This window comes from Desulfovibrio simplex (assembly GCF_055387835.1).
In genome coordinates, this window is record NZ_AP042377.1 from 1,280,837 (window position 1) to 1,300,552 (window position 19,716).

General features: G+C 51.9%; 15 protein-coding genes, 1 tRNA gene and 2 pseudogenes. 6 read left to right on the forward strand and 12 right to left on the reverse strand.

Translation table 11 applies throughout. The annotated features are described in order from the left end of the window. Nucleotides 1-77: 77 nt before the first annotated feature. The 4 genes from ACZ5DH_RS05295 (at nt 78) to ACZ5DH_RS05310 (ending at nt 2,696) form a co-directional block, all read left to right on the forward strand. On the forward strand, nt 78-287 hold the full coding sequence (locus tag ACZ5DH_RS05295; protein ID WP_464256056.1) for a twin-arginine translocase TatA/TatE family subunit: 210 nt from the start codon (nt 78-80) through the stop codon (nt 285-287). Nucleotides 288-314: 27 nt separating this feature from the next. Next, nucleotides 315-746 carry an ACT domain-containing protein gene (locus ACZ5DH_RS05300; RefSeq protein ID WP_464256057.1) on the forward strand — a complete coding sequence of 144 codons (432 nt, stop codon included), beginning with the start codon at nt 315-317 and terminating at the stop codon, nt 744-746. Nucleotides 747-935: 189 nt separating this feature from the next. Further along, entirely contained in the window at nt 936-2,453 is a 1,518-nt protein-coding gene (glpK, locus tag ACZ5DH_RS05305; protein WP_464256058.1) for a glycerol kinase GlpK, read from the forward strand. Nucleotides 2,454-2,609: 156 nt separating this feature from the next. After that, nucleotides 2,610-2,696: transfer RNA gene (locus tag ACZ5DH_RS05310), tRNA-Leu, on the forward strand. 340 nt (nt 2,697-3,036) lie between these two features. Here ACZ5DH_RS05310 and tnpA read toward each other — a convergent pair. After that, a pseudogene (tnpA, locus tag ACZ5DH_RS05315) lies at nt 3,037-3,455 on the reverse strand (IS200/IS605 family transposase). Between the two features lie 180 nt (nt 3,456-3,635). On the opposite strand from tnpA, the pseudogene ACZ5DH_RS05320 reads away from it, so the two are divergent. Beyond that, a pseudogene (locus tag ACZ5DH_RS05320) lies at nt 3,636-4,798 on the forward strand (IS3 family transposase). A gap of 211 nt (nt 4,799-5,009) precedes the next feature. Here the strand turns inward: ACZ5DH_RS05320 and ACZ5DH_RS05325 are convergent. The 11 genes from ACZ5DH_RS05325 to ACZ5DH_RS05375 form a co-directional block, all read right to left on the reverse strand. Continuing rightward, complete coding sequence (locus ACZ5DH_RS05325; protein ID WP_464256059.1) at nt 5,010-5,285, reverse strand: Fic family protein; 276 nt, start codon at nt 5,283-5,285, stop codon at nt 5,010-5,012. Then, complete coding sequence (locus ACZ5DH_RS05330; RefSeq protein WP_464256060.1) at nt 5,227-6,822, reverse strand: hypothetical protein; 1,596 nt, start codon at nt 6,820-6,822, stop codon at nt 5,227-5,229. The genes ACZ5DH_RS05325 and ACZ5DH_RS05330 overlap by 59 nt, the downstream gene beginning before the upstream one ends. Before the next feature lie 20 nt (nt 6,823-6,842). Beyond that, a complete protein-coding gene (locus tag ACZ5DH_RS05335; protein WP_464256061.1) occupies nt 6,843-7,769 on the reverse strand; it encodes a glycosyltransferase family 2 protein in 927 nt (308 codons plus the stop codon). A gap of 472 nt (nt 7,770-8,241) precedes the next feature. Continuing rightward, nucleotides 8,242-8,490, reverse strand: a complete 249-nt coding sequence (locus ACZ5DH_RS05340) for a tyrosine-type recombinase/integrase (protein WP_464256063.1) — start codon at nt 8,488-8,490, stop codon at nt 8,242-8,244. Beyond that, nucleotides 8,471-9,400: a (2S)-3-sulfopropanediol dehydratase activating enzyme gene (gene hpsH, locus ACZ5DH_RS05345; RefSeq protein WP_464256064.1), complete on the reverse strand. Its 930-nt coding sequence runs from the start codon at nt 9,398-9,400 to the stop codon at nt 8,471-8,473. The genes ACZ5DH_RS05340 and hpsH overlap by 20 nt, the downstream gene beginning before the upstream one ends. Nucleotides 9,401-9,721: 321 nt before the next feature. Next, nucleotides 9,722-12,214 carry a (2S)-3-sulfopropanediol dehydratase gene (gene hpsG / locus ACZ5DH_RS05350; RefSeq protein ID WP_464256065.1) on the reverse strand — a complete coding sequence of 831 codons (2,493 nt, stop codon included), beginning with the start codon at nt 12,212-12,214 and terminating at the stop codon, nt 9,722-9,724. A 192-nt stretch (nt 12,215-12,406) separates the two neighbouring features. After that, nucleotides 12,407-13,303: an ABC transporter ATP-binding protein gene (locus ACZ5DH_RS05355; RefSeq protein WP_464256066.1), complete on the reverse strand. Its 897-nt coding sequence runs from the start codon at nt 13,301-13,303 to the stop codon at nt 12,407-12,409. 17 nt (nt 13,304-13,320) lie between these two features. Continuing rightward, nucleotides 13,321-14,139, reverse strand: a complete 819-nt coding sequence (locus ACZ5DH_RS05360) for an ABC transporter permease (RefSeq protein WP_464256067.1) — start codon at nt 14,137-14,139, stop codon at nt 13,321-13,323. Between the two features lie 6 nt (nt 14,140-14,145). After that, nucleotides 14,146-14,997, reverse strand: coding sequence for an ABC transporter ATP-binding protein (locus ACZ5DH_RS05365; RefSeq protein WP_464256068.1), 852 nt, complete (start codon nt 14,995-14,997; stop codon nt 14,146-14,148). Next, nucleotides 14,997-15,872: an ABC transporter permease gene (locus ACZ5DH_RS05370; protein ID WP_464256069.1), complete on the reverse strand. Its 876-nt coding sequence runs from the start codon at nt 15,870-15,872 to the stop codon at nt 14,997-14,999. Before ACZ5DH_RS05370 ends, ACZ5DH_RS05365 begins: the two co-directional genes overlap by 1 nt. Before the next feature lie 119 nt (nt 15,873-15,991). After that, nucleotides 15,992-17,149, reverse strand: a complete 1,158-nt coding sequence (locus tag ACZ5DH_RS05375) for an ABC transporter substrate-binding protein (protein ID WP_464256070.1) — start codon at nt 17,147-17,149, stop codon at nt 15,992-15,994. 667 nt (nt 17,150-17,816) lie between these two features. On the opposite strand from ACZ5DH_RS05375, the gene ACZ5DH_RS05380 reads away from it, so the two are divergent. Continuing rightward, on the forward strand, nt 17,817-19,253 hold the full coding sequence (locus ACZ5DH_RS05380; RefSeq protein ID WP_464256071.1) for a sigma-54 interaction domain-containing protein: 1,437 nt from the start codon (nt 17,817-17,819) through the stop codon (nt 19,251-19,253). Nucleotides 19,254-19,716: the final 463 nt, after the last annotated feature.

The window sequence follows — 19,716 nt, forward strand, 5'->3', positions numbered from 1 at the left end:
TTGCCCCCCATGCGGCTTATGTTCCGGTGAATAAATACGGCTTTTTCCAGCCCAACCCCGTAACGGAGGCTTGCCGCATGTTCGGCATTGGCTTGCAAGAATTGTTGCTCATACTGGTAGTTGTTCTTCTGCTTTTTGGCGCGAACAAACTACCCGAAATCGGCGGCGGCCTTGGCAGGGCCATACGCAACTTCCGACGGGCCTCTTCTGAGCCTGATGAAATTGACATCACGCCCAAAAACAAAAAGCCTTCTTCCACTGATGAAGACCACAGCCATAAAGCCTGAGTCTAGCCAGACATAAAGGATTTTGTCATGAAAGCAGAGCAATTATCCGTTTTTTTGGAAAACAGGGCCGGACGCCTGGCAGAAGTGACCCGCACACTGGCTGAAGCAGGTATCAATATTCGTGCGCTGTCGCTTGCGGACACTTCAGACTTTGGCATCCTGCGCATGATCGTTTGCGATCACGAAAAAGCCAAAACCGTTCTTAAAGAAAAAGGTTTTACTCTCGGTCGCACCAGCGTTGTGGCTGTGGAGGTCTCCGACAGGCCCGGCGGTCTTGATGAGGTGCTGCAACTGGTTTCGAACAATGGCATCAATGTGGAATACATGTATGCCTTTGTCCAACGCGAAGGCGAAAGCGCTGTCATGATTTTTCGCTTCGACAAAGTGGATCAGGCTGTTGAGGTGCTTCAGGCAAACAAATTCACCATCATCCCCGCCGCACGCCTCTGCTCCAAATAAGTCTTTCGTTTGGCCGAGCACCCAAGCTGCGCTCTGCCCCCGTGTCATTCAAACACCCCTTGGCCAGCACTCCGAGGGGTGTTTGCATTTGCTCCCTGAGCATCATCTGCATCTGACATCCCCTGTTCAAGGAAGCCGAGCGCGTGTACCATGCGACAACCGCTGGCTTTTGAATCAGGTGGAGGACATATGACGGCACAGTATATCTTGGCTCTTGATCAGGGCACAACCAGCTCACGGGCAATCCTCTTTGACCACAACGCCAACATCGTTCAGATCGCGCAAAAAGAATTCACGCAGATATACCCCCAGGCGGGGTGGGTAGAACACAGCCCCAATGAAATTTTCGACTCACAAAATCGCGTCGTTCGCGAATGCCTGCGCAATGCACGGGTAAGCGGCAATGCGCTGGCAGCCATTGGGATCACCAACCAACGCGAAACCACCATTGTTTGGGAAAAATCCACCGGAGCGCCCATCTATAACGCAATAGTTTGGCAAGATCGTCGCACAGCAGCTTTTTGCGACCAGCTACGCGCGGAAGGAAAAGCCAGGATTATTCAGGATAAAACCGGCCTTGTTCTTGATGCATACTTCTCCGGCAGCAAGATACGCTGGATTCTTGATACCATTCCTGGGGCCAGGGCACGAGCTGAAGCCGGCGAACTCCTGTTCGGCACGGTGGATACATGGCTTGTCTGGAATCTCAGCAAGCGTGGGGCCCATGTCACGGATCCCTCCAACGCCAGCCGTACACTGCTTTTTAACATCCACACCCAGAAGTGGGACGATGAATTGCTGGCAATCATGGGCGTACCGCGTGCCATGCTGCCCGAAATTGCCCCCTCTTCCAGCGTGATGGCGCGGACGCATCCTGAATTTTTTGGACACGCCGTCCCCATTGCCGGTATTGCCGGAGACCAGCAGGCGGCAACATACGGTAACGGTTGCATGAAAGAAGGCATGGCCAAAAACACTTATGGAACAGGCTGTTTTTTGCTGCTGAATACTGGTGAAAGGCCACGCACAAGCCAGAACAACCTGCTTGCCACAGTGGCGTGGCAAACGGGCCGGGGCTATTCTTACGCCCTTGAAGGCAGTGTTTTTGTAGCTGGCGCGGCTGTGCAATGGCTTCGGGATGGGCTTGGCCTCATCAACGACTCATCCGAACTGGAAGGATTGGCGGCCACTGTGCCTGATAATGGCGGAGTGTATATGGTTCCGGCATTTGTGGGCATGGGCGCGCCCTATTGGGATCAATATGCCAGAGGTACGATTGTCGGCCTGACACGAGGCACAACAAGAGGCCATATCGCCCGTGCCGTCATTGAGGCCATAGCGCTGCAGACGCTTGATATTATTGACGCCATGAAAAAAGATACTGGCATCAACCTTACTACCTTGCGAGTGGACGGCGGCGCCAGCAGAAACAATATGCTTATGCAGTTTCAGGCCGACCTCACTGGCGTGGTCGTGGAACGCCCCACTATTACAGAAACCACGGCTCTAGGCGCTGCATATCTGGCGGGGCTTGCTGTGGGTTTTTGGGAAAGTGAGGAGGTTCTTGCCCATAAATGGAAGCTTGATCGCCGCTTCACGCCCGAAATGACAGAAGATAAAAAAGAAAAAATGCTGCACCAGTGGCATCGCGCCGTTGCAAGGGCCTCCCATTGGATAGAAGAACAGGCACCTGTCCAGGCTCCATAGCAGGGCATTTTTGATGCGCACATCTCTTCGACGTTGCAGGGTTTCTGGCCTCAGGGGACAATCAGCTTCACGCTGGTTCTTGACTTACCCCCACCCATTGCGCTAGTAATGCCTTTCGCACGTATGGGCACGGATAAAAACCAGAGCCCACGTCTTGCCGGGATGGTGGAATTGGTAGACGCAGCGGACTCAAAATCCGCCGAGGGCAACCTCTTGCGAGTTCAAGTCTCGCTCCCGGTACCAAAGAAAAACAAAGGGTTAGGGGTATTCTCTAACCCTTTTTGTCGTTTTTTCCGGCACCAACTGGCACCAAATCGAGTGGGGGCATTAACTCAGCTGCTCTGGACTGTCCACCGGGTGTAACATGGGCATCGTGGTTGCCGTTGTTTGTATGCTGGCATGCCCCATCTGGGCAGCTACGGCGGCGAGATCAGCCCCAGCGGCAAGCAGATGCGGCAATGTGCCGGATGTCGTAAGGGCCTGTTACCGGCTGCGCCTAAAGACGCTGGCTTTCACTGCGTTCAAGCCCAGTGCCATTGTCGCCTTGGCTACCCTTTGAAGGGGTCTTGATACTCGCGCGTACTCAACTTATCTTACAAAATATCATGCTTCTCCTGCTGCTGGATATATTTTCTGATCGTTGCCTCGTTGAGTCCGACTGTGCTGACGTAGTATCTTCGGCCCAAAACTTTCTGTTGCCGAACTTATACTTAAGGTTTGCGTGCTTATCAAAGATCATCAATGAGCTTTTGCCTTTCAAATACCCCATAAAACTCGACACGCTAATCTTTGGCGGGATACTCACCAGCATGTGGATATGGTCTGGCATCAAATGCCCTTCTAAAATCTCTACCCCTTTGTACTTACAAAGACTTTGCATAATTTTTTTATGCTGTCGCGCAGCTGTGCGAATATTATTTTTCTTCGATACTTAGGTGTAAACACGATATGATACTTGCACAGCCATTTTGTGTGAGCTAAACTTTGGGCCTGGGTTCCCATAACAAAAACACCCTTCTTTAAAAGTTACGATGGGCTTGAACAACTTCATCGTACAGAAAGGGTGTTTTTGTGTGTATAACACTTTGTCCCCCCACCCGCTATTGCTATGCCCCCCATCAGGTAGACAAAGCAAAAAAGCCCCACTAGGCTTAACCTTTGAAAACATGATGGGGGTCTTTTATGGCCGACGGTAAGAAGACTACATATTCACCTTCGTTCAAGGAAGAAGCCGTAAAGCTTTTTCTTAAGGGTGGACGTAGCTATCGGCAACTTTGTGAAGAATTGGGAATCAAGGATAAAAAGACTCTTCGAGAATGGGTTGCCAAGATTAACTCTGGTGAATCGTTGGAAGATGGCCGCGGTAAAAGTAGCCATGCGGAGCATCGTGGGCGACCAAAAACGAAGTTTTCATCTGTAGAAGAAGAACTTGCTTATGTAAAAGCAGAGCGAGACTATTTAAAAAAGTTGTATCGCTCCCGATTCGGGCACGAATGGGGAGCGCACCCAAAAGAGTTTTTTTCCAAATAATTGATGCGATGCGTGCTCATTCCTCTTTGGAAACATTATTACACTTTTCTGGATTATCTAGATCCGGCTATTACAAATGGAGGATGGCAATCTCCAGGGTGAATAGTGAGGCCGACATTACAGCCCATATTAAGGCTATCCACTCCATGCGGCCATTTTATGGTTATCGCCGCATAACGGTGGCCTTACTCCGTGAAGGTTTTGCCGTGAACCACAAACGTGTTTATCGGCTTATGCGCAAGCTCGGCATCCAGTCTGTTATTCGCAAAAAGCGTCGTTACTTTGGTAAATCTGGCAGCACAGTGTTTCCGAATCTGCTTGGACGTAACTTCAAAGTTCAACTCCCCAACAAGAAGGTTGCGACAGATATAACCTATTTACCCACAACTAGCGGCTTCATTTATCTGTCTGTAGTGCAAGATTTGTGCACTAACGAAATCGTCGCTCACGCCCTCTCATCCCGAAATGACCTTGCTCTTGTGCTCGCCACATTCGACAAACTTCGGGCAATGCGAGGCGCGGTAGTGCATTCAGATCAAGGATTTCAATACACTCACAAATTGTATTGTAACCAGCTTGAAAAATTACAACTTCAGGGAAGTCATTCTCGCAAAGGCAATTGCTTGGACAATGCATGCGTTGAATCGTTCTTTTCGCATTTGAAGGCTGAAGTTTTTCTCAAAAATTCAGTGCAAGGCAAAGAAGAAACGAGCGCTCTGATTGAAGAGTACATACGTTTCTACAACACCAAACGATTTCAAAAAAGACTCGGCCAGCTTTCCCCGGTGGAGTACCGGGAAAAGCTGGCCGCTTAATCATCGCCCCTGGGGCCTTTTTAACTGTCTACTTGACGGGGTGCAGACCAATAGCGGGGGGGGGATCTACATACAAAAAGAGGCCTGGGAAACCCGGCCTTTTCAACTCAACCAAGTTTGATGATGTCTATTTATCTTTGCGTGCTTCTCCAGCCATGCCGAAATGTCTTGCCAAGATAAGCTTTCCGCAGCAATACGAACAAAAAAATCCTCAGCTGCTGTTTATTACAAAAAAGTATCCATTGATTTCACACATGGCCATACAACATATCAGCACAGTGCGTTTATTGCCATCACGAAAAACATGAGTGCAAATAATCGTATGGGTTAACGCGGCAGCCTTACCAAAAAGAGTTAGGTAGCGCATTTCGCCAAAAACAGGAAAAAGGTAAGCCTCAAGCACATGCTCAAGGCTTCCCCTCCCTCGCCTAAAGCCGGGAGAGGATGTCAAGGCGCCTTTGGTAAATATAATAGCCCATCCATCCATAATTTAGGGATTTATTCACGGGGATAGTCGTCACAAGCTCATAAAGGCCGCTGAGTCGCACAGCCTCAACCACGCCTTCAACAAAAGTCGGTTCGTGATCCGAGTAGGTAAAGCCCACAGCCAGAGCATCGGGCGGATTGGCCCGCAGAGCCCCCGCCAACTGATCCGCATCTTTTCCCAAAGCAAGATAGGCCCGACTCAGATCACTGAGGCGAAAAATATCCTGTGGCGCGAAGGTTCCTTCAGTCGGCGGTAATACACCTAACACCTCATACAGAAAAAAAGTATGCCCGCTGGTGGACAGCGTTCCGCGGACAGGAAGAATGTCATGCAATGCTTTGGCCACCAACAGCGTATTGGATTGTGAGACATATTGTTCAGGCCATGCAGTATTGGGATATTGGCGCAATACGTTCAGGGTCATCCCGAGCTTCGCGGGACCGGGCAGGCCTGTAAGAGCCAAAAGGCAGGCCAGAGAAGCCAAGGGCACTCCCAGCCGTTTCAGACGGAATATGGAGGGGCACTGCTCCACCCGCTGCCAGGCCAGAGCACAGAGCCCGGCGAAGCCCGGCAGGCACACCGCAAAATGATAGATAAAACCAACTTTGGAAAGCGGTTCCAACAAAGGCAGTAACGCGGCCGCCAACCAAAACAACGCTCTTTTGTCCCCGGTTATGGACTGCCCGGCCTTGCGGCAAAGACGTCGCGCCATAACGAATACGCCGCCGGCCAACACCGTCAAGCCCAGTGGGCCAGCAAAAGAAGCTAAAGAATATAGGCCGTTCCAGATAAATTTCTTGCCAACTCTCCAGGACTCAGCTGCATATACTTCGCTCAGGTTCACATAGTAGTGGACAAGGCTCGCCATGTCTCCTCGTCCGATTACCACCAAAATCAGGACGGCCAGACCAGCTAGCACCCCGCCCACAGCGTAACGCCATGCGGCGCCAAAACCCCATCCAATCCAGATGGAAAACAGGCCCAACACAGCGAATGTGACAAAGGGTTCGCGCAAAAGTACGGCCAAAGCCGTCAACGCCCCTACTGCATACCAACGGGAGCTGGATGCGCACAACGGCTTCTGACACAACTGCAACGCCAGAAATAAGGGGATATAAGCGGCAAAAATCGCATTTTTAAAGCCAGCGTCAATGACATTCAGCCGATTCATGGCGCATAGAAAAGCCAGAGACACAAGCAGCCCGACCACACGGCTACCGCTTTCTTTCACCATCAGGCGGCAGAACAGCCATGCGGCACAGGTCGCCACCAGCATGTCTGCCAGGCGTAGCCAGACAACCAGCATGCCCGGCAAGGAAAATGTCCAGGAAAGCAGGAACGGGTATAGCGAAAGCCCGCCCGCGCCGGGCAGGCCGTGGCCTTCCGCAAGGCTTTGATAAATGAGCATCCCCCAATAGGCATAGACCCCTTCATCCATGTGGGGGAAATGACCCACTGCAACAATACGCGGATAAATGGTGCTGATGAGAATGACAAGCGCGGCCCCAAAGGGAAAAGAAATCAGAATTCGCTTCATTGGCTTTCCTTCCTGCAAGTCTACTTATATATTTTTCTTATCAGAAAAACGGGTCTGCGCTTGGATTCAATATAGTTTCTGCCCAGATATTCGCCGAGAATGCCGATGCCGATCAACTGCAATCCGCCGAAAAAAATGATGACCACCATCAGTGATGCGTAGCCCGGCACGTCCACTCCCGAAATGAGCACACGCAAAAAGATCAGAACGGCAAACACGAAAGCCGTAAAAGCCAGTGCAAACCCCATATATGTCCAAATCCGTAAAGGCACGGTACTGAAGCTGGTAATGCCGTCCAAAGCGAAATTCCACAGTCTCCAGGCATTAAATTTGCCTTCTCCCGCCACTCGGGGCGGGCGGGCGTAATCAATGCAGGTCGTTCGAAAGCCAACCCAGGCGAAAAGGCCCTTCATAAAACGGCAGGATTCTGGCAAAGCATTCAGGGCGTCCACCACGCTACGGTCCATCAGCCTGAAATCACCAACATTTTCGGGCAATTTTTGATCCGCAAAAATATTATGCACGCGATAAAACCAGCGCGCTGAAATCCGCTTGGACCAGGAATCCGCATCTCGGCGTACGCGCCTGCCCGCGACGACTTCATAGCCTTCACGCCATTTAGCCACCATGGCCGGGATCAGCTCGGGCGGATCCTGTAAATCCACATCAAGCGGAACGATAACCCTTCCTTGCGCAGTCTGGAGCCCGGCGCTCAACGCCGCTTCTTTCCCGAAATTACGGCTAAGATCAACGACAACGATACGGGGATCGTGGCGGCGCTTCTCAAGAAGACTTGCTAATGTGCCGTCGCTACTGCCATCGTTAACAAAAACAATTTCCAGAGTGAGATCTTTATGCTCTCTAAAAACATTTTCGATCCTTTCAAGAAAAAGAGGAATGGCCGCTTCTTCATTGAATACGGGAACAATCAGAGATATAGAAAGCATGAAAATGGTTCCTTTTAAGAAAGAGTTTACCCAAAAAAGTTCTGAGAGTTTTTGTCAATCGATATTTTTTCTCTTGTAGCTTACTGAATTACAGACTAGTGCGTGTTCGTTTGCATTCTCTAACTTACCAATTATCCAGTAGATTATATCGTAAAAATATCCATCGTTCAACCCTCTCACATTGATTCGGATGCAGATGGATGTGCCGCCGGGCGACAGGCCTTGCACGGTGCAACAGCTTGTGGCTGCCGGGAGGCTCAGAGTTGTGAGAGGGAGGTATGTAGGGAAGGGGGAGTAAGGCGGGGTGATGGCCCCTCTGCTTGGCATTCAGCGACTTGCCTTCTGCCGCAGCTGCGATACTGGCCTGGTGATATTCATGATGCAAACAGCAAGGAAGATTTACGGCGCCATGCGGTAAGATTAACGATTGAACTGACAATCTTTATAAGCTGTCAAATCTGACCGGAGATATTTACACTGCCGCTGCGGCCTGGCTCCCGGCAGTTACATGCGAATATGTGCCGCCAGTTGTGGCCACGTTGCTATGCCCAAGCTGTGCAGCTACGGCGGCTAAGTCCGCCCCACGGGCAAGCATTTCCGTTGCTGCCATATACCAGATTGTATACGGGCAGAATTTTACTCCGGCGTGCTCGCAGGTATTTTCCCACGCGGTGCGATAAGAAAGTAACCCATTTGCGCGGTTATCCGCCACGAGCGTCATCTACAATGCGCTGAAAGCGATCCGCAACCTCTTTGGGAAGAGCCTCCTCACCCATACGACAGTTTTTCCCCAAAAAAGTGTATTTCTGCGTTCCAAGCCGGTGATAAGGCAAAGCCTGGAAGCTGACATTGCCATGCCCGGCCAGAAATTTGCCGATACTTCTGGCTGCTTCATCGGAATCGTTGAAACCGGGAACAACAGGTGTTCGCACCAGCACGGGCAAACGCGGAAACTCGAAAAGCAGGCGTTCAAAATTTTCAAGAATAAGCTCGTTGCCCACTCCCGTGCCCTGTTTGTGCTTTGCACTGTCCATATGTTTGATATCAAAAAGTATGGCCTGTAACAATTTCGCCGCAGCTGACAATGTTTCCCAGGGGATGTGCCCGCAGGTTTCAACAGCTGCCCTGATGTGCCGGGCGCGGGCCTCACGGAGCAGAGCCAGGGCAAATTCGGCCTGTAACAGCGGCTCCCCACCTGAAAGGGTCATGCCGCCGCCAGAGCGTTTGTAAAAAATGGAGTCCTGCTCCACCTTGTTCAGGACATTACCGACAGTTACAGTCTCGCCATAGACAATCATCCCTTTGGAAGGGCAAACCAATGTGCACGCCATATCAGCACACGTGTGACACGCCTTGCGGTGGATACGGAACCCATTGCCGACAGCGGCCGCAATGGCGTCGTGCGGACAGGCATTGATACAGCGTTGGCATTTTTCGAGCCCCAAGCAACGGCCCTCATTGTATGCCATTTGCGGGCGCGAAGATTGTGATTCCGGGTTGCTGCACCAAATACACGAAAGGGGGCAGCCCTTCAAAAACACAATAGTTCGTATGCCTGGCCCGTCGTGCACCGAATACTTCTGAATATTGAAAATCATGCCACTCGTCTTGCTGTCTTCAAAAGATCCCATTTGGGTTCCCCCTGGGGCCTGACGCTACCAACCAGGCCGCGTAATATTGCATGCGCGGTGATGCCTTTAGAGTAGATTAACTTTGAAATGTGAAGCATTTCAAAGTCTTCATTCAGCCGAAAATGCGATTTTCGGCTGAATCCACGCCATGTTGTGGCGCGCTGCACTTTCGTGCAGCGTTAGAGCACTTACACTTTTTCAAAGTTAAAATGCTCTAATGAACACGTGGCGGCTGTACCGACCGCCGAAATTCCGTAATGCTTGCATCGAAAATTGAAAAGGCCCGGCAGACTTGCCGCCGGGCCTTTTCAGATCATACGGTTACAACATGTCGTGTCCGGTTCTGGCTATAAGGTCGTTCTGCAGATCGGGTGAAAGGTCCACAAAATACGCGCTGTATCCAGCAATACGGACAATGAGGTTGCGGTATTTTTCCGGATTTTTCTGGGCGGCCAGCAGAGTTTCCTTATTAATGACGTTGAACTGCACATGCCAGAGCTTGAGATCGCAAAAAGCGCGAATAAAAGACACGAGTTTTTCCGTGCCATCATCGCCTTCAAGGCATTTGGGGGTGAATTTGATATTCAGCATACGCGAGGCGCGTGCACGCATACCCATATTTTTGGTGCCGCTGTTGGACAGCAGAATAGCGGTAGGCCCATTAACATCCGCGCCATGAGAAGCGGAAGAGCCGTCCGAAAGCGGGAACCAGGCCGTTCTGCCGTTGGGGGTGGCCGAAACGACCTTGCCAAAGGGCACATGCGAAGTAAACGGCACATAGCGGATATCGTTGTAAATGCCCATTTCTTTGCTGTATTTATCGGAAAAGGCTACGGAAACCCTGTCAAGATCACGGGCGATGGCATCCGCATAAGGATCGTTGTTGCAGTAGCAGGGCGCAGACCGCAGAAGCTGCTGCACATCTTCATGGCCTTCAAAGTTATGTTCAAGGGCGTCCATCACCTGATCCATGGTCAGTTTTTTGTCCTCAAACACCAGTTTTTTCAGGGCGGCCAATGAATCCGTCACCGTACCATACCCCATAAATTCAAGGTAGCCGAAGTTGATGCCTTCGGGCACATGTTCCTGATGCAGGTCAATGCAATGCTTCATACACAGGTCATGCAGGGCTGAGCCCATGGGTTGGGCAAAGCATACGGCGCGCGTTTTGTTCACAATATACTGCTGGGTAAAGGCGGTACGCAGAAAAAGCATGTGTTGGGCCAGGTAGGCATTCCACATGTCGCTCCAGCTCTTGAATTCCCTGGCGTTGCCGGTTGGGATGCCCAGCTGGGCGTCGCCGTATTTCTTCATCTTGCCATTGTAGAGGGCCATTTCAAGCGCTGCCGCGAAGTTCACATAGGCCCCGCCCGATGTGTAGGTATCCCTGTTGGGCATACGGGCCTCGGTGCATCCCGATACCGCATAATCCAGCGCCTCCTCGAAAGTGGCGCCCTTGGAAACGTACAGAGGAACCACTTCCTCGTCATTGATCAGTTTTGGAAAGCCGGAGCCGTATTTAATGGTTTCTGCCACGTCCCACAGGAATGATTCCGGAGCACGCGAGTGGATGCGCGCCGCAAGATCGGGATAATGCAGCGGAAACTCGCGTTTGGATTGCAAAAACAGGTGCGACAGTTCATTGGTGGCATCGCATCCGTCAGGTGTCTGCCCGCCGATGGTGACGGCCTCCCAATGGGCATATCCTTCATTGAACGCTCCGCCTGTGGGTGAAATATACATGTCGATGAATTCGGCCATGCCGACCCACATGCATTCGAGCAGCTCAAGAGCCTTCTCCCTTGTAATGCTCCCGTCTTCCAGGCCTTTTTCATAGTAAGGATACAAATACTGATCCATACGGCCGTTGGAAATGGTGGTTCCGGTTTTTTGCTCCATGCGTGAAAACATCTGGACAAACCACTGGGACTGCACGGCCTCATAAAAATCACGGGCCGGATTGGCGGGCACATGTTCGGCATTGGCCGCCATAAGCTGCAATTCATGTTTGCGCGTGGGGTCTTTCTCTTTTTCCGCCATTGACTTGGCAAGAGCGGCATATCTGCGCGCCCAGAGCACAATAGCGTTGGAAACGATAACCACCGCTTCAAGGAAGGGGCGCTTGTCCACCTGATCCACGGGGCTTGATGGGTCCAGAGCCGCCAGTTTTTCTTCGGCATCGCGTTTGATGCCGTTAAAGCCACGCTTCAGGATCTTTTCGTAGTCGTGCACCCATTGGATGGATGACCGGAACGAGGATGTTTCGTTCACAATAAAGCGAGAAACAAGCCCTTCGGCGTCATCATAGGTGAGTTTGTGAACTTCTTGGGGCAAGGCGGTGTTTAATGCCTCATGATACGTTTTTCCCTTCCAGAACGGTGCGATTTCTTTAATTACCCGTCTGGCGTCTGCAGGCGTTATCGTGGCCGGCGATGTTTCACGGTTGGGCAAATCACGCACGGCTATATCCAGAAAATCACCGTCCAGTTCGGGGTACAGAATACCATACCGGCCGATGCCCCCTGCCCTGCCCAACAGAAGCTGGTCGTCCTGCACATGGATGGTGATATTCTGGGCAATATGCAGCATGGCCTTGGCCCACCGTAAAACCAGGGGCTGCCCCACGGTCTGCTGCATCGATTGTGTGAAGTACAACGCGCGTTCAATGTCTATACGGGGTTTTTGCTTTTCAAACCGTTCAACCAGGCGAAAGACGCGCTTGTGCGACTTGCGGAAAACGTCTTCCTTGCCAGCCATCTGGTCAGCCAGCCGTTTTTCCTGAGGAGAGATGCACTCGCAATCGAGATAGCTCATATTATCCTCCAACTGCCATTGTTTGTAACTCTTTCAGACCGTAGACGCCTTTTGATTCATGCCGCTCAAAATGCAGGACCGCATCAGGCTGGACAAATGAAATGTGCGCAGACGGTTTGCCGCATTTTTCAGCGCCCTTCAGACAAAGAAAGAGCAAGCGCAAGCAGCATCCGGCCATTGCGGTTTTGGAAGTTATTTTTGCGCTCTGGGCTTGGCCTGATCCTCACCCATCTGCGAATACGCCTCAAGAAAGTCGGCCGCGTTGACCGCGCCTGCGGCAAAGGACTTCATGGCCTCTTCGTGCAGCAGTTCAAGAGCTTCACGCTTGATGTCCAGGTATTCCTGCGAGCCCATAATGGAAAAATTGCGAGGTCGCGGCAGGTTGACCTCCATAACCCGCTTTATCCGGCAGGGTTGGTTGGTCAGAATGACCAGGCGGTCAGCCAAAAAAATACCCTCTTCCAGTTCGGAAGTGACAAAAAGATTTGTACCGCGATACTCCTCAAAGATACGCACGTAGTATTCCTGCATCAGAGAGCGGGTCATGGCATCCAGCCCGCGGAACGGCTCGTCCATCATCATCACCTTGGGGTGGTTGATCATGGCCCGCACAAGTTCCGCCCTGCGCTGCATGCCGCCCGAAAGCTGCGGGGGATATTTGTCACGAAAATCCTCAAGGCCGACCATTTCAAGAAGCTGCATGGTCTTATCGCGCAAATCCGAAGCGGTCATATCCTTGCGCACGCGGGGGCCGTAGCTGACGTTTTCGTAGGTGGTCATCCAGGGAAACAGGGCGGTTTCCTGAAACACCACCAGACGATCGGGCCCCGGTCCCGCGATGGGCCGCCCGTCCATGTAAATCGAGCCCGAAGTGGGCTTTTCATACCCGGCCAGCAGGTTGATGAGCGTGCTTTTGCCGCAGCCCGAAGGGCCCACAAGCACCGTCAGTTTACCCTGCTCAAGCGTGAAGGAGCAGTCCTTCACGACCCATTTCAACATGACATCCGCGCCGTACGACTTGGAAACGGCGTCAACCTTCATTTCGCCGGTGCCGACACCGTGAATGCCGTGGGCCTGTTCTGCTTGCATCTCGCTTCTCCTTACGGCTACCTGGAATGGTTCCAGGGCGTGAAACGGTTGCCTATCCAGCGGATCAGGGCCGAAGAAAAATAACCCGCGATGCCGATGCTCATCATGCCCACGACGATCAGCGGATATTCTCCGGCCACGTAGCCCCGCCAGGTCAGGTAGCCGAGACCGGTGTTGGTGGCGATCATTTCCGCGGCCACAACCACGGCCCAAGTAATGCCCATGCCAACGGTCATTCCAACCACAACACTGGGCAGGCTTGCGGGCAGCATGATGCGCCAAAAAATGTCGCTCTTGGTGGACCCGAGGGAATACGCCGCCCGGATATAACGCACGTCAATGCTGGTGACGCCTTCAACGATATTCAGCACCACAGTGAAAAAAGCGCCCAAGAAGGTGACGAAAATCATGCTCATTTCGGCTGAAGGCCAAAAAATGACCGAAACCGGAACCCAGGCCAGGGGTGGCACGGGGCGCATGATTTCAAAAATGGGAAAAATGATTTCACGCGCTCTCTGATTTGCCCCGAGAAAAAGCCCCAGAGGCACACCCACTATCTGGGCGATTATGAAACCTATGAAAATGCGTATCATACTGTCGCCCCAGGACTGCCAGTAGTGGGCCAGTTTTATCTGGGCAAGCAGCGAGACGACTACCTCTGAAGGCGCGGGCACATTGCCGATTATGGGCACATGCAGAAGCGAACTTATTTCCCAGATCACCGTAAACGCTGCAATGGAAATAAGGCCACGCAGCAGGGAAACCGTCGCTATCTTTTTTCTGACGAATGTGCCGAAGGATGAAGACGTGGGGGTAATGGTCAACGATGTCATCATGCACTCCTACATTTCTCGTTCGCCGGCTTTAAACGCCTTGACCGCCTCCTCGTGCACCGCAGCGATACATTCATCGCGCAAGCGCTGGTATTCGGGCGACGCCAGAATACGGAAATCGCGCGGTCGCGGTAGGCCCACATGGAGGATTTTTTTAATGGTCGCGGGTCTGGTGGTCATGATGTAGACCTTGCTGCCAAGAAAAATGGCCTCATCAAGGTCGTGCGTGATGAAAAAAACCGTGGTTTTATTTTTATCGTAAACGTCCAGCAAAAACTGGTGCACAACTGTTTTGGTCAATGCGTCCATGGCGCGGAAGGGTTCGTCAAGCAGCAGTACGCGAGGATCATTCATCATGGCGCGGGCTATCTCCACGCGCCTGCGCATGCCGGAGGAAATTTCACTGGGATAGTTGCGGGCAATATTTTTAAGGCCCATCTGCCCCATCATGTGCAGCGCCTTTTCTTCGGCTTCCTTTTTGTGCATGACGCCCTGCATGACCGGGCCGAATGTGACGTTTTCAAGCACGGTAAACCAGGGGAAAAGAGCCCCGTTCTGAAAAACCACAATGCGGTCGGACCCAGGTCTGGCCTGATGCCCTCCAGAACAAAGCAGTTCACCATCAAGGCATATTTCGCCTTCGCTTATACCGTGAAAACCTGCAATGGCGTTGAGCAGAGTGGTTTTTCCGCAGCCGGACGGGCCCACAATGACACAGAATTCGCCGGCCTCTACTTCCATGCAGCAATTATCCACAGCCAGCACCCTGGCGCCGTCAGGATCGTAAATCTTGGTGACGTTTTTTATGCTTATGGCGCCACGAGGCGTCTTTTCAGGGGCAGTGCCCATTTGCTGACTCATTATGCAACCTCCCGAACTTTCCACTGCATAAGTTTGTCACCGATCAGGCGAATAAGAAGACTGCTGAATGATCCGATGACGCCAAGGGTAATCATGGCGATAATAATGACCGGATACTGCACCAGGGTGTAAGAATTCCAGATCAGATAACCCAGACCGAATTCTCCGGCCAGCATTTCACCTGCGACAAGAGAAAACCATGCATAGCCCATGCTGATCTGCAGCCCCGTGAAAACGAAGGGCAACGCTCCGGGCACGATGACTTTGAAAAAAATCTGTTTTTCCGACGCACCCAGTGAAGAGGCCGCGCGAAAATAGCTTTCGTCGATGGATTCGACACCAAGGAGCGTGTTCAGCACTGTGGCGAAAAACGAGCCGAGAAAGGTCAGAAAAACAATGGAGGCTTCACGTCCGGGCCACATAAGGATAGCCAGAGGGACCCAGGCCAGCATGGGAATGGGCCGCAACACCTCAAGCAGTGGAAATGTGTAATCCTTGAACTTCTTCTTCCAGCCCATGAAAAGACCTATGGGCACGCCCAAACATGTGGCCAGAATAAAAGCCTGAAAAACACGCCACACGCTTATGCCGATATGCTGATAATACTCATGCGTATGCAGGGAGATGCCGTACACCGGGCTGGGAGAAACCCATTCGGAAAATGTGGCCTTGGGTCCGGGCAGTTTATTGAACAACGGCAGATCAAACACTTCTGTAGTCAGATACCAGAGTGCCACAAATCCGCAGACACCCAGAAGGTTGAGATAAGGAGCCGGGCTTTGCAGCCACTGTTTTATCCTGATTAAGGCAAGCTTGCCCGAACCTGCCACGCCTTCCTCTACGGCGCTGACGTCTATGGAATTTGAGTGTGACACGAGACTATCCTCACTGACAGACGTTGGATATTGAGCGTACCTGTAGCCACTCCGGCCTCCCCTTGCGCTTGGCAGAGGAGGCCCGGAGGCAACTACGCGAAACTGCAAATGGTAGAGCGTTAATCCTTGAAGGGGCAGTCCTGAGCTTTTTGCCCGTAAATGTAGCCAAGCGTGGCGTCAGGGGCTACCGGCGTATACCCGGCCTCCTTGAAGACCTCACGCGCAAGGCTGTCGTCCACCACCCAGTCTTTCAACTGCGGGACGGCAATGACCTTTTCCTGATGCAGAAAGGGGGCAACGGTCTTGATGTTATCCAGTTCCTTCTGGTTGAAGTAGAAGGACTTCCATTCGCGCACAGGATTTTCCCGGTTGGCCGGAACCTTACCGTACAGAGAATACCAGAGCACTTTCTTCGGGATGCCCGTGGCATACTTGGACACCATCTCGATGACCTTTTCCTGGTTGGCAGGATCCAGAACATAGCGCTGGGCTTCCAGCTCCGACCGCAGATAGCCCTTGGCCGCTTCGGGATGATTGGTGATGAAGTCCTCACGCATAACCAGGATGCCCAGATCCGGATTGTCGCAAGCGCTGCCGTCAGCCGCAATGCGGGCAATACCCTCACCCACGTCATCGGCAATGCGCGACAGTGTGGGTTCCCAGGCCGAGGCGGCATCAAGCTTTTTGGTGCGGAAGTTGGTGGCGATAACTTCGATGGACTGATTCAGGTATTCACCGGGTTTGACATTGTAGCGCTCAAAAAAACGGCGCAAATACTGGTCAGAAGCGCTGCCCTTGGGCGCGGCAATGACCTTGCCGTTCAGCCATTGGGCGAGTTCCGCGTTGCTTTTGAATTCGGGTGCGTCTTTGCGCACGAGCACCAGAGAACAACGCGTGCCGTCGGACATGCCCACTGTGGCCACCATCTTGATTTTAGCCTGTTGGTCTTTGGAACACAGAATCGTGGCGGGCATCACACTCATGTACCCGGCTATGGACTTACCGGCGAGCATGTTGTTGGCGACGATGGTTCCCTGCAGGGCGGGGGTAAACTCAAGTTCATAGCCTGCCGGCATGTATTTTTTCCAAAGGCCGAGCTCTGCGTTTACAATAACCTGGTAAGAAATGGTATCATATGGCTGAAAGCCTACATAAAATTTCTGTGCCGCCTGAACGCCTGTTGCGGTGGAGAATGCAAAAAAAAGAGCCACATATAACAGCATGATAAACCGCTTCATACGAAAACCTCCGAACTGTGCTGAAGTGCATTGCCTCATACGCCAAACAATCTGATGAAACATCCCCGATATCCATTAAGACGTCACTGTCATTTCGTATTGCATGAGAATCTTTGAGTTGCCCCTTTTTCGCACCAGTCAGATTCAGCCTAGCATGTGAATTTTTTAGCAAAATACATGCCACAAATATTTGCATTATAATATACTGTTAAAACAAGATGTTTTTCATCAGTACCGTACTTTTTGCAATAAGTCAGTGTTCGTTAGCATAAAGTACATTTAATATGATGCAAATTTGCCCCATATTGTTGACATGCATTACTGGTATCCTTCTATTCTTCCAGTGAGTCACAAAAGAGACGTTGCATTTATGCACCACTTATTACTATTCAGTTATTGCCGATTTGCATCGCCATATTTGTGGCTTGTGATATAGCGTGGACAAGGGTAAGAGGTGGATATGACATTATTTTCACATTTGTGATCTGCCGGCAGCAGACGAGGCCTTGCCTCTGCCCGAGCCAATTCGAAGCCCGATTTGCGGCTCGGCTTCTTTCACTCTGCCCGGCACGTTGCAAAATTTTGCAGTCTTACGGCCCTAGAGCGTGAAAAAGCGTTTCACCACACGTCCATTCACCGTTCTGATACAGGGACAACTCCGGCTCTTCTTTTGCTGAGCGGCGAAAGTTGTCCACATGGAGGCGAAATGACCTCTAAGCGTATCCCCGCCCTGGAAGAGCATATCAATGCGATTCTTGATCTTATGGAGGTAGGAATTTTTTTGTCCAACCGGCAGGGAATAACCCTGCGCGTCAACAAGGCGTATGAAGCCTTGACCGGCGTAGCCCGCGAGCGCCTTGAGGGTTTTCATGTGCTGGAGTTGCAAGAACAGGGCATCTTCAACAAGGTGCTCAACCCCCTCATCGTCAAAACAGGTAAGCCAGCGAGCATTGTGCAGGAGTTTGACCGTGGAAGAAGGACCCTGCATCTGCAGGCCTATCCGATTTTTGACTCCCAGGGCGAGGTTTGCCTGGTGGCGACCTTTGCCCGTGATGTGACGGCTATTGAGCAGTTGCAGCGCCAGATCGACCAACAGGCTCACCTGATCAGGCAGTATCAGGACCGCGTGGCAACCATGCTTGGCGCGCAAAAGCATGTGGAAGGCGTTTTTGCAAGCCCGCCCATGCAGTTGCTGCTGGACACCATGCTGCGCATAGCCGCCACAGATGCCACGGTACTGCTGCTCGGTGAAACCGGCACAGGAAAGGATGTGCTTGCCCGGATCATCCACGCCAGCAGCCCACGCAAGGACGCGGTGTTCATCAAAGTGGACTGCAGCAGCATCTCCGCCCAGCTTATTGAATCCGAGCTGTTTGGCTATGCCAAGGGCGCATTCACGGGCGCTAACGCACAGGGTAAAGCAGGATATTTTGAAAGTGCCGACGGTGGCACGCTGTTTCTCGACGAAATCGGCGAACTGCCCTTGCCCATGCAGTCGCGTCTGCTACGCGTGCTTCAGGACCAGGAAATCGTGCGCGTGGGGTCGCCCAGAGCCCAGAAGGTCGATGTCAGGATTATCGCCGCTACCAACAGAGATTTGTCCGCCGACATCGAAGCCGGAAAATTCCGCCAAGATCTTTTTTACCGTCTGGACGTGGCCAAGCTGATCATGCCTCCCCTACGCGAACGCCTTGAGGACATTTCCCTGCTAACCCAGCATTTTCTGGACAAGTACAATGCCAAGTACAAAAGATCCGTCAGACTGTCGCCCAGGTCGTTCAAGGCCTTGTCCTATTATTCCTGGCCCGGAAACGTGCGTGAATTACAAAATATGGTGCAGCATCTGGTCATTACGCATGACAATACCGTCGTGGAACCGCAATCCCTACCAGGGCGGGTTCGGGGCTGTCTCACAGACAAGGAAGATCTTATTGAAGCTGAAGCTGTGGCGCCCGGCTTACCCAGTTCGCCGCAACCACTCAAAAAAGTGATGGCCGCCCTGGAGGCCGACCTGCTTGAGAAGGCAGTTCAACATTACGGCTCTTACACAAGAGCGGCTGAAATGTTTCAGATCAACAGGTCAACTCTGTTCAGAAAACTGCAACGCAGCCGGACGGAAGAGCCTGACGCCAACTCGGTGTGAAACTTTCATGGTTGAAGCGCCTCCCTTTCGTCCGGCCCGCTCCCTAACTGACAGGAATGTGCTGGAGCAATGCCTGGAACCGGCACCCAACCTCTTTCACCGCCAGGATAACAAGCATAATACTCCGTCGCCGCTGGCCTGCCGTTAAAAACTGTCCGCAGTTGTTCAGGTGGGAGCAAGCAGCCCAAGAGGCTGATTGTAACGTTGTCATCCAGCCACAAGCGAGAAAAGGGAACTCATGTTTTCATGAATTCCCTCTAAATCTCTGGTCGGGATGAAAGGATTTGAACCTTCGACCCCTTGAACCCCATTCAAGATATTTATGCTTCATGCGGCTTCACATTTAATCATATTTTCATTGGTAAACAAGGATGGTTTCGCTATTCATACTTCACATTGATTCACATAAAACCACCTGTTTTGACCACAAAGGGTGGGGCTGTGATGGGGCAAAATTGCCGGT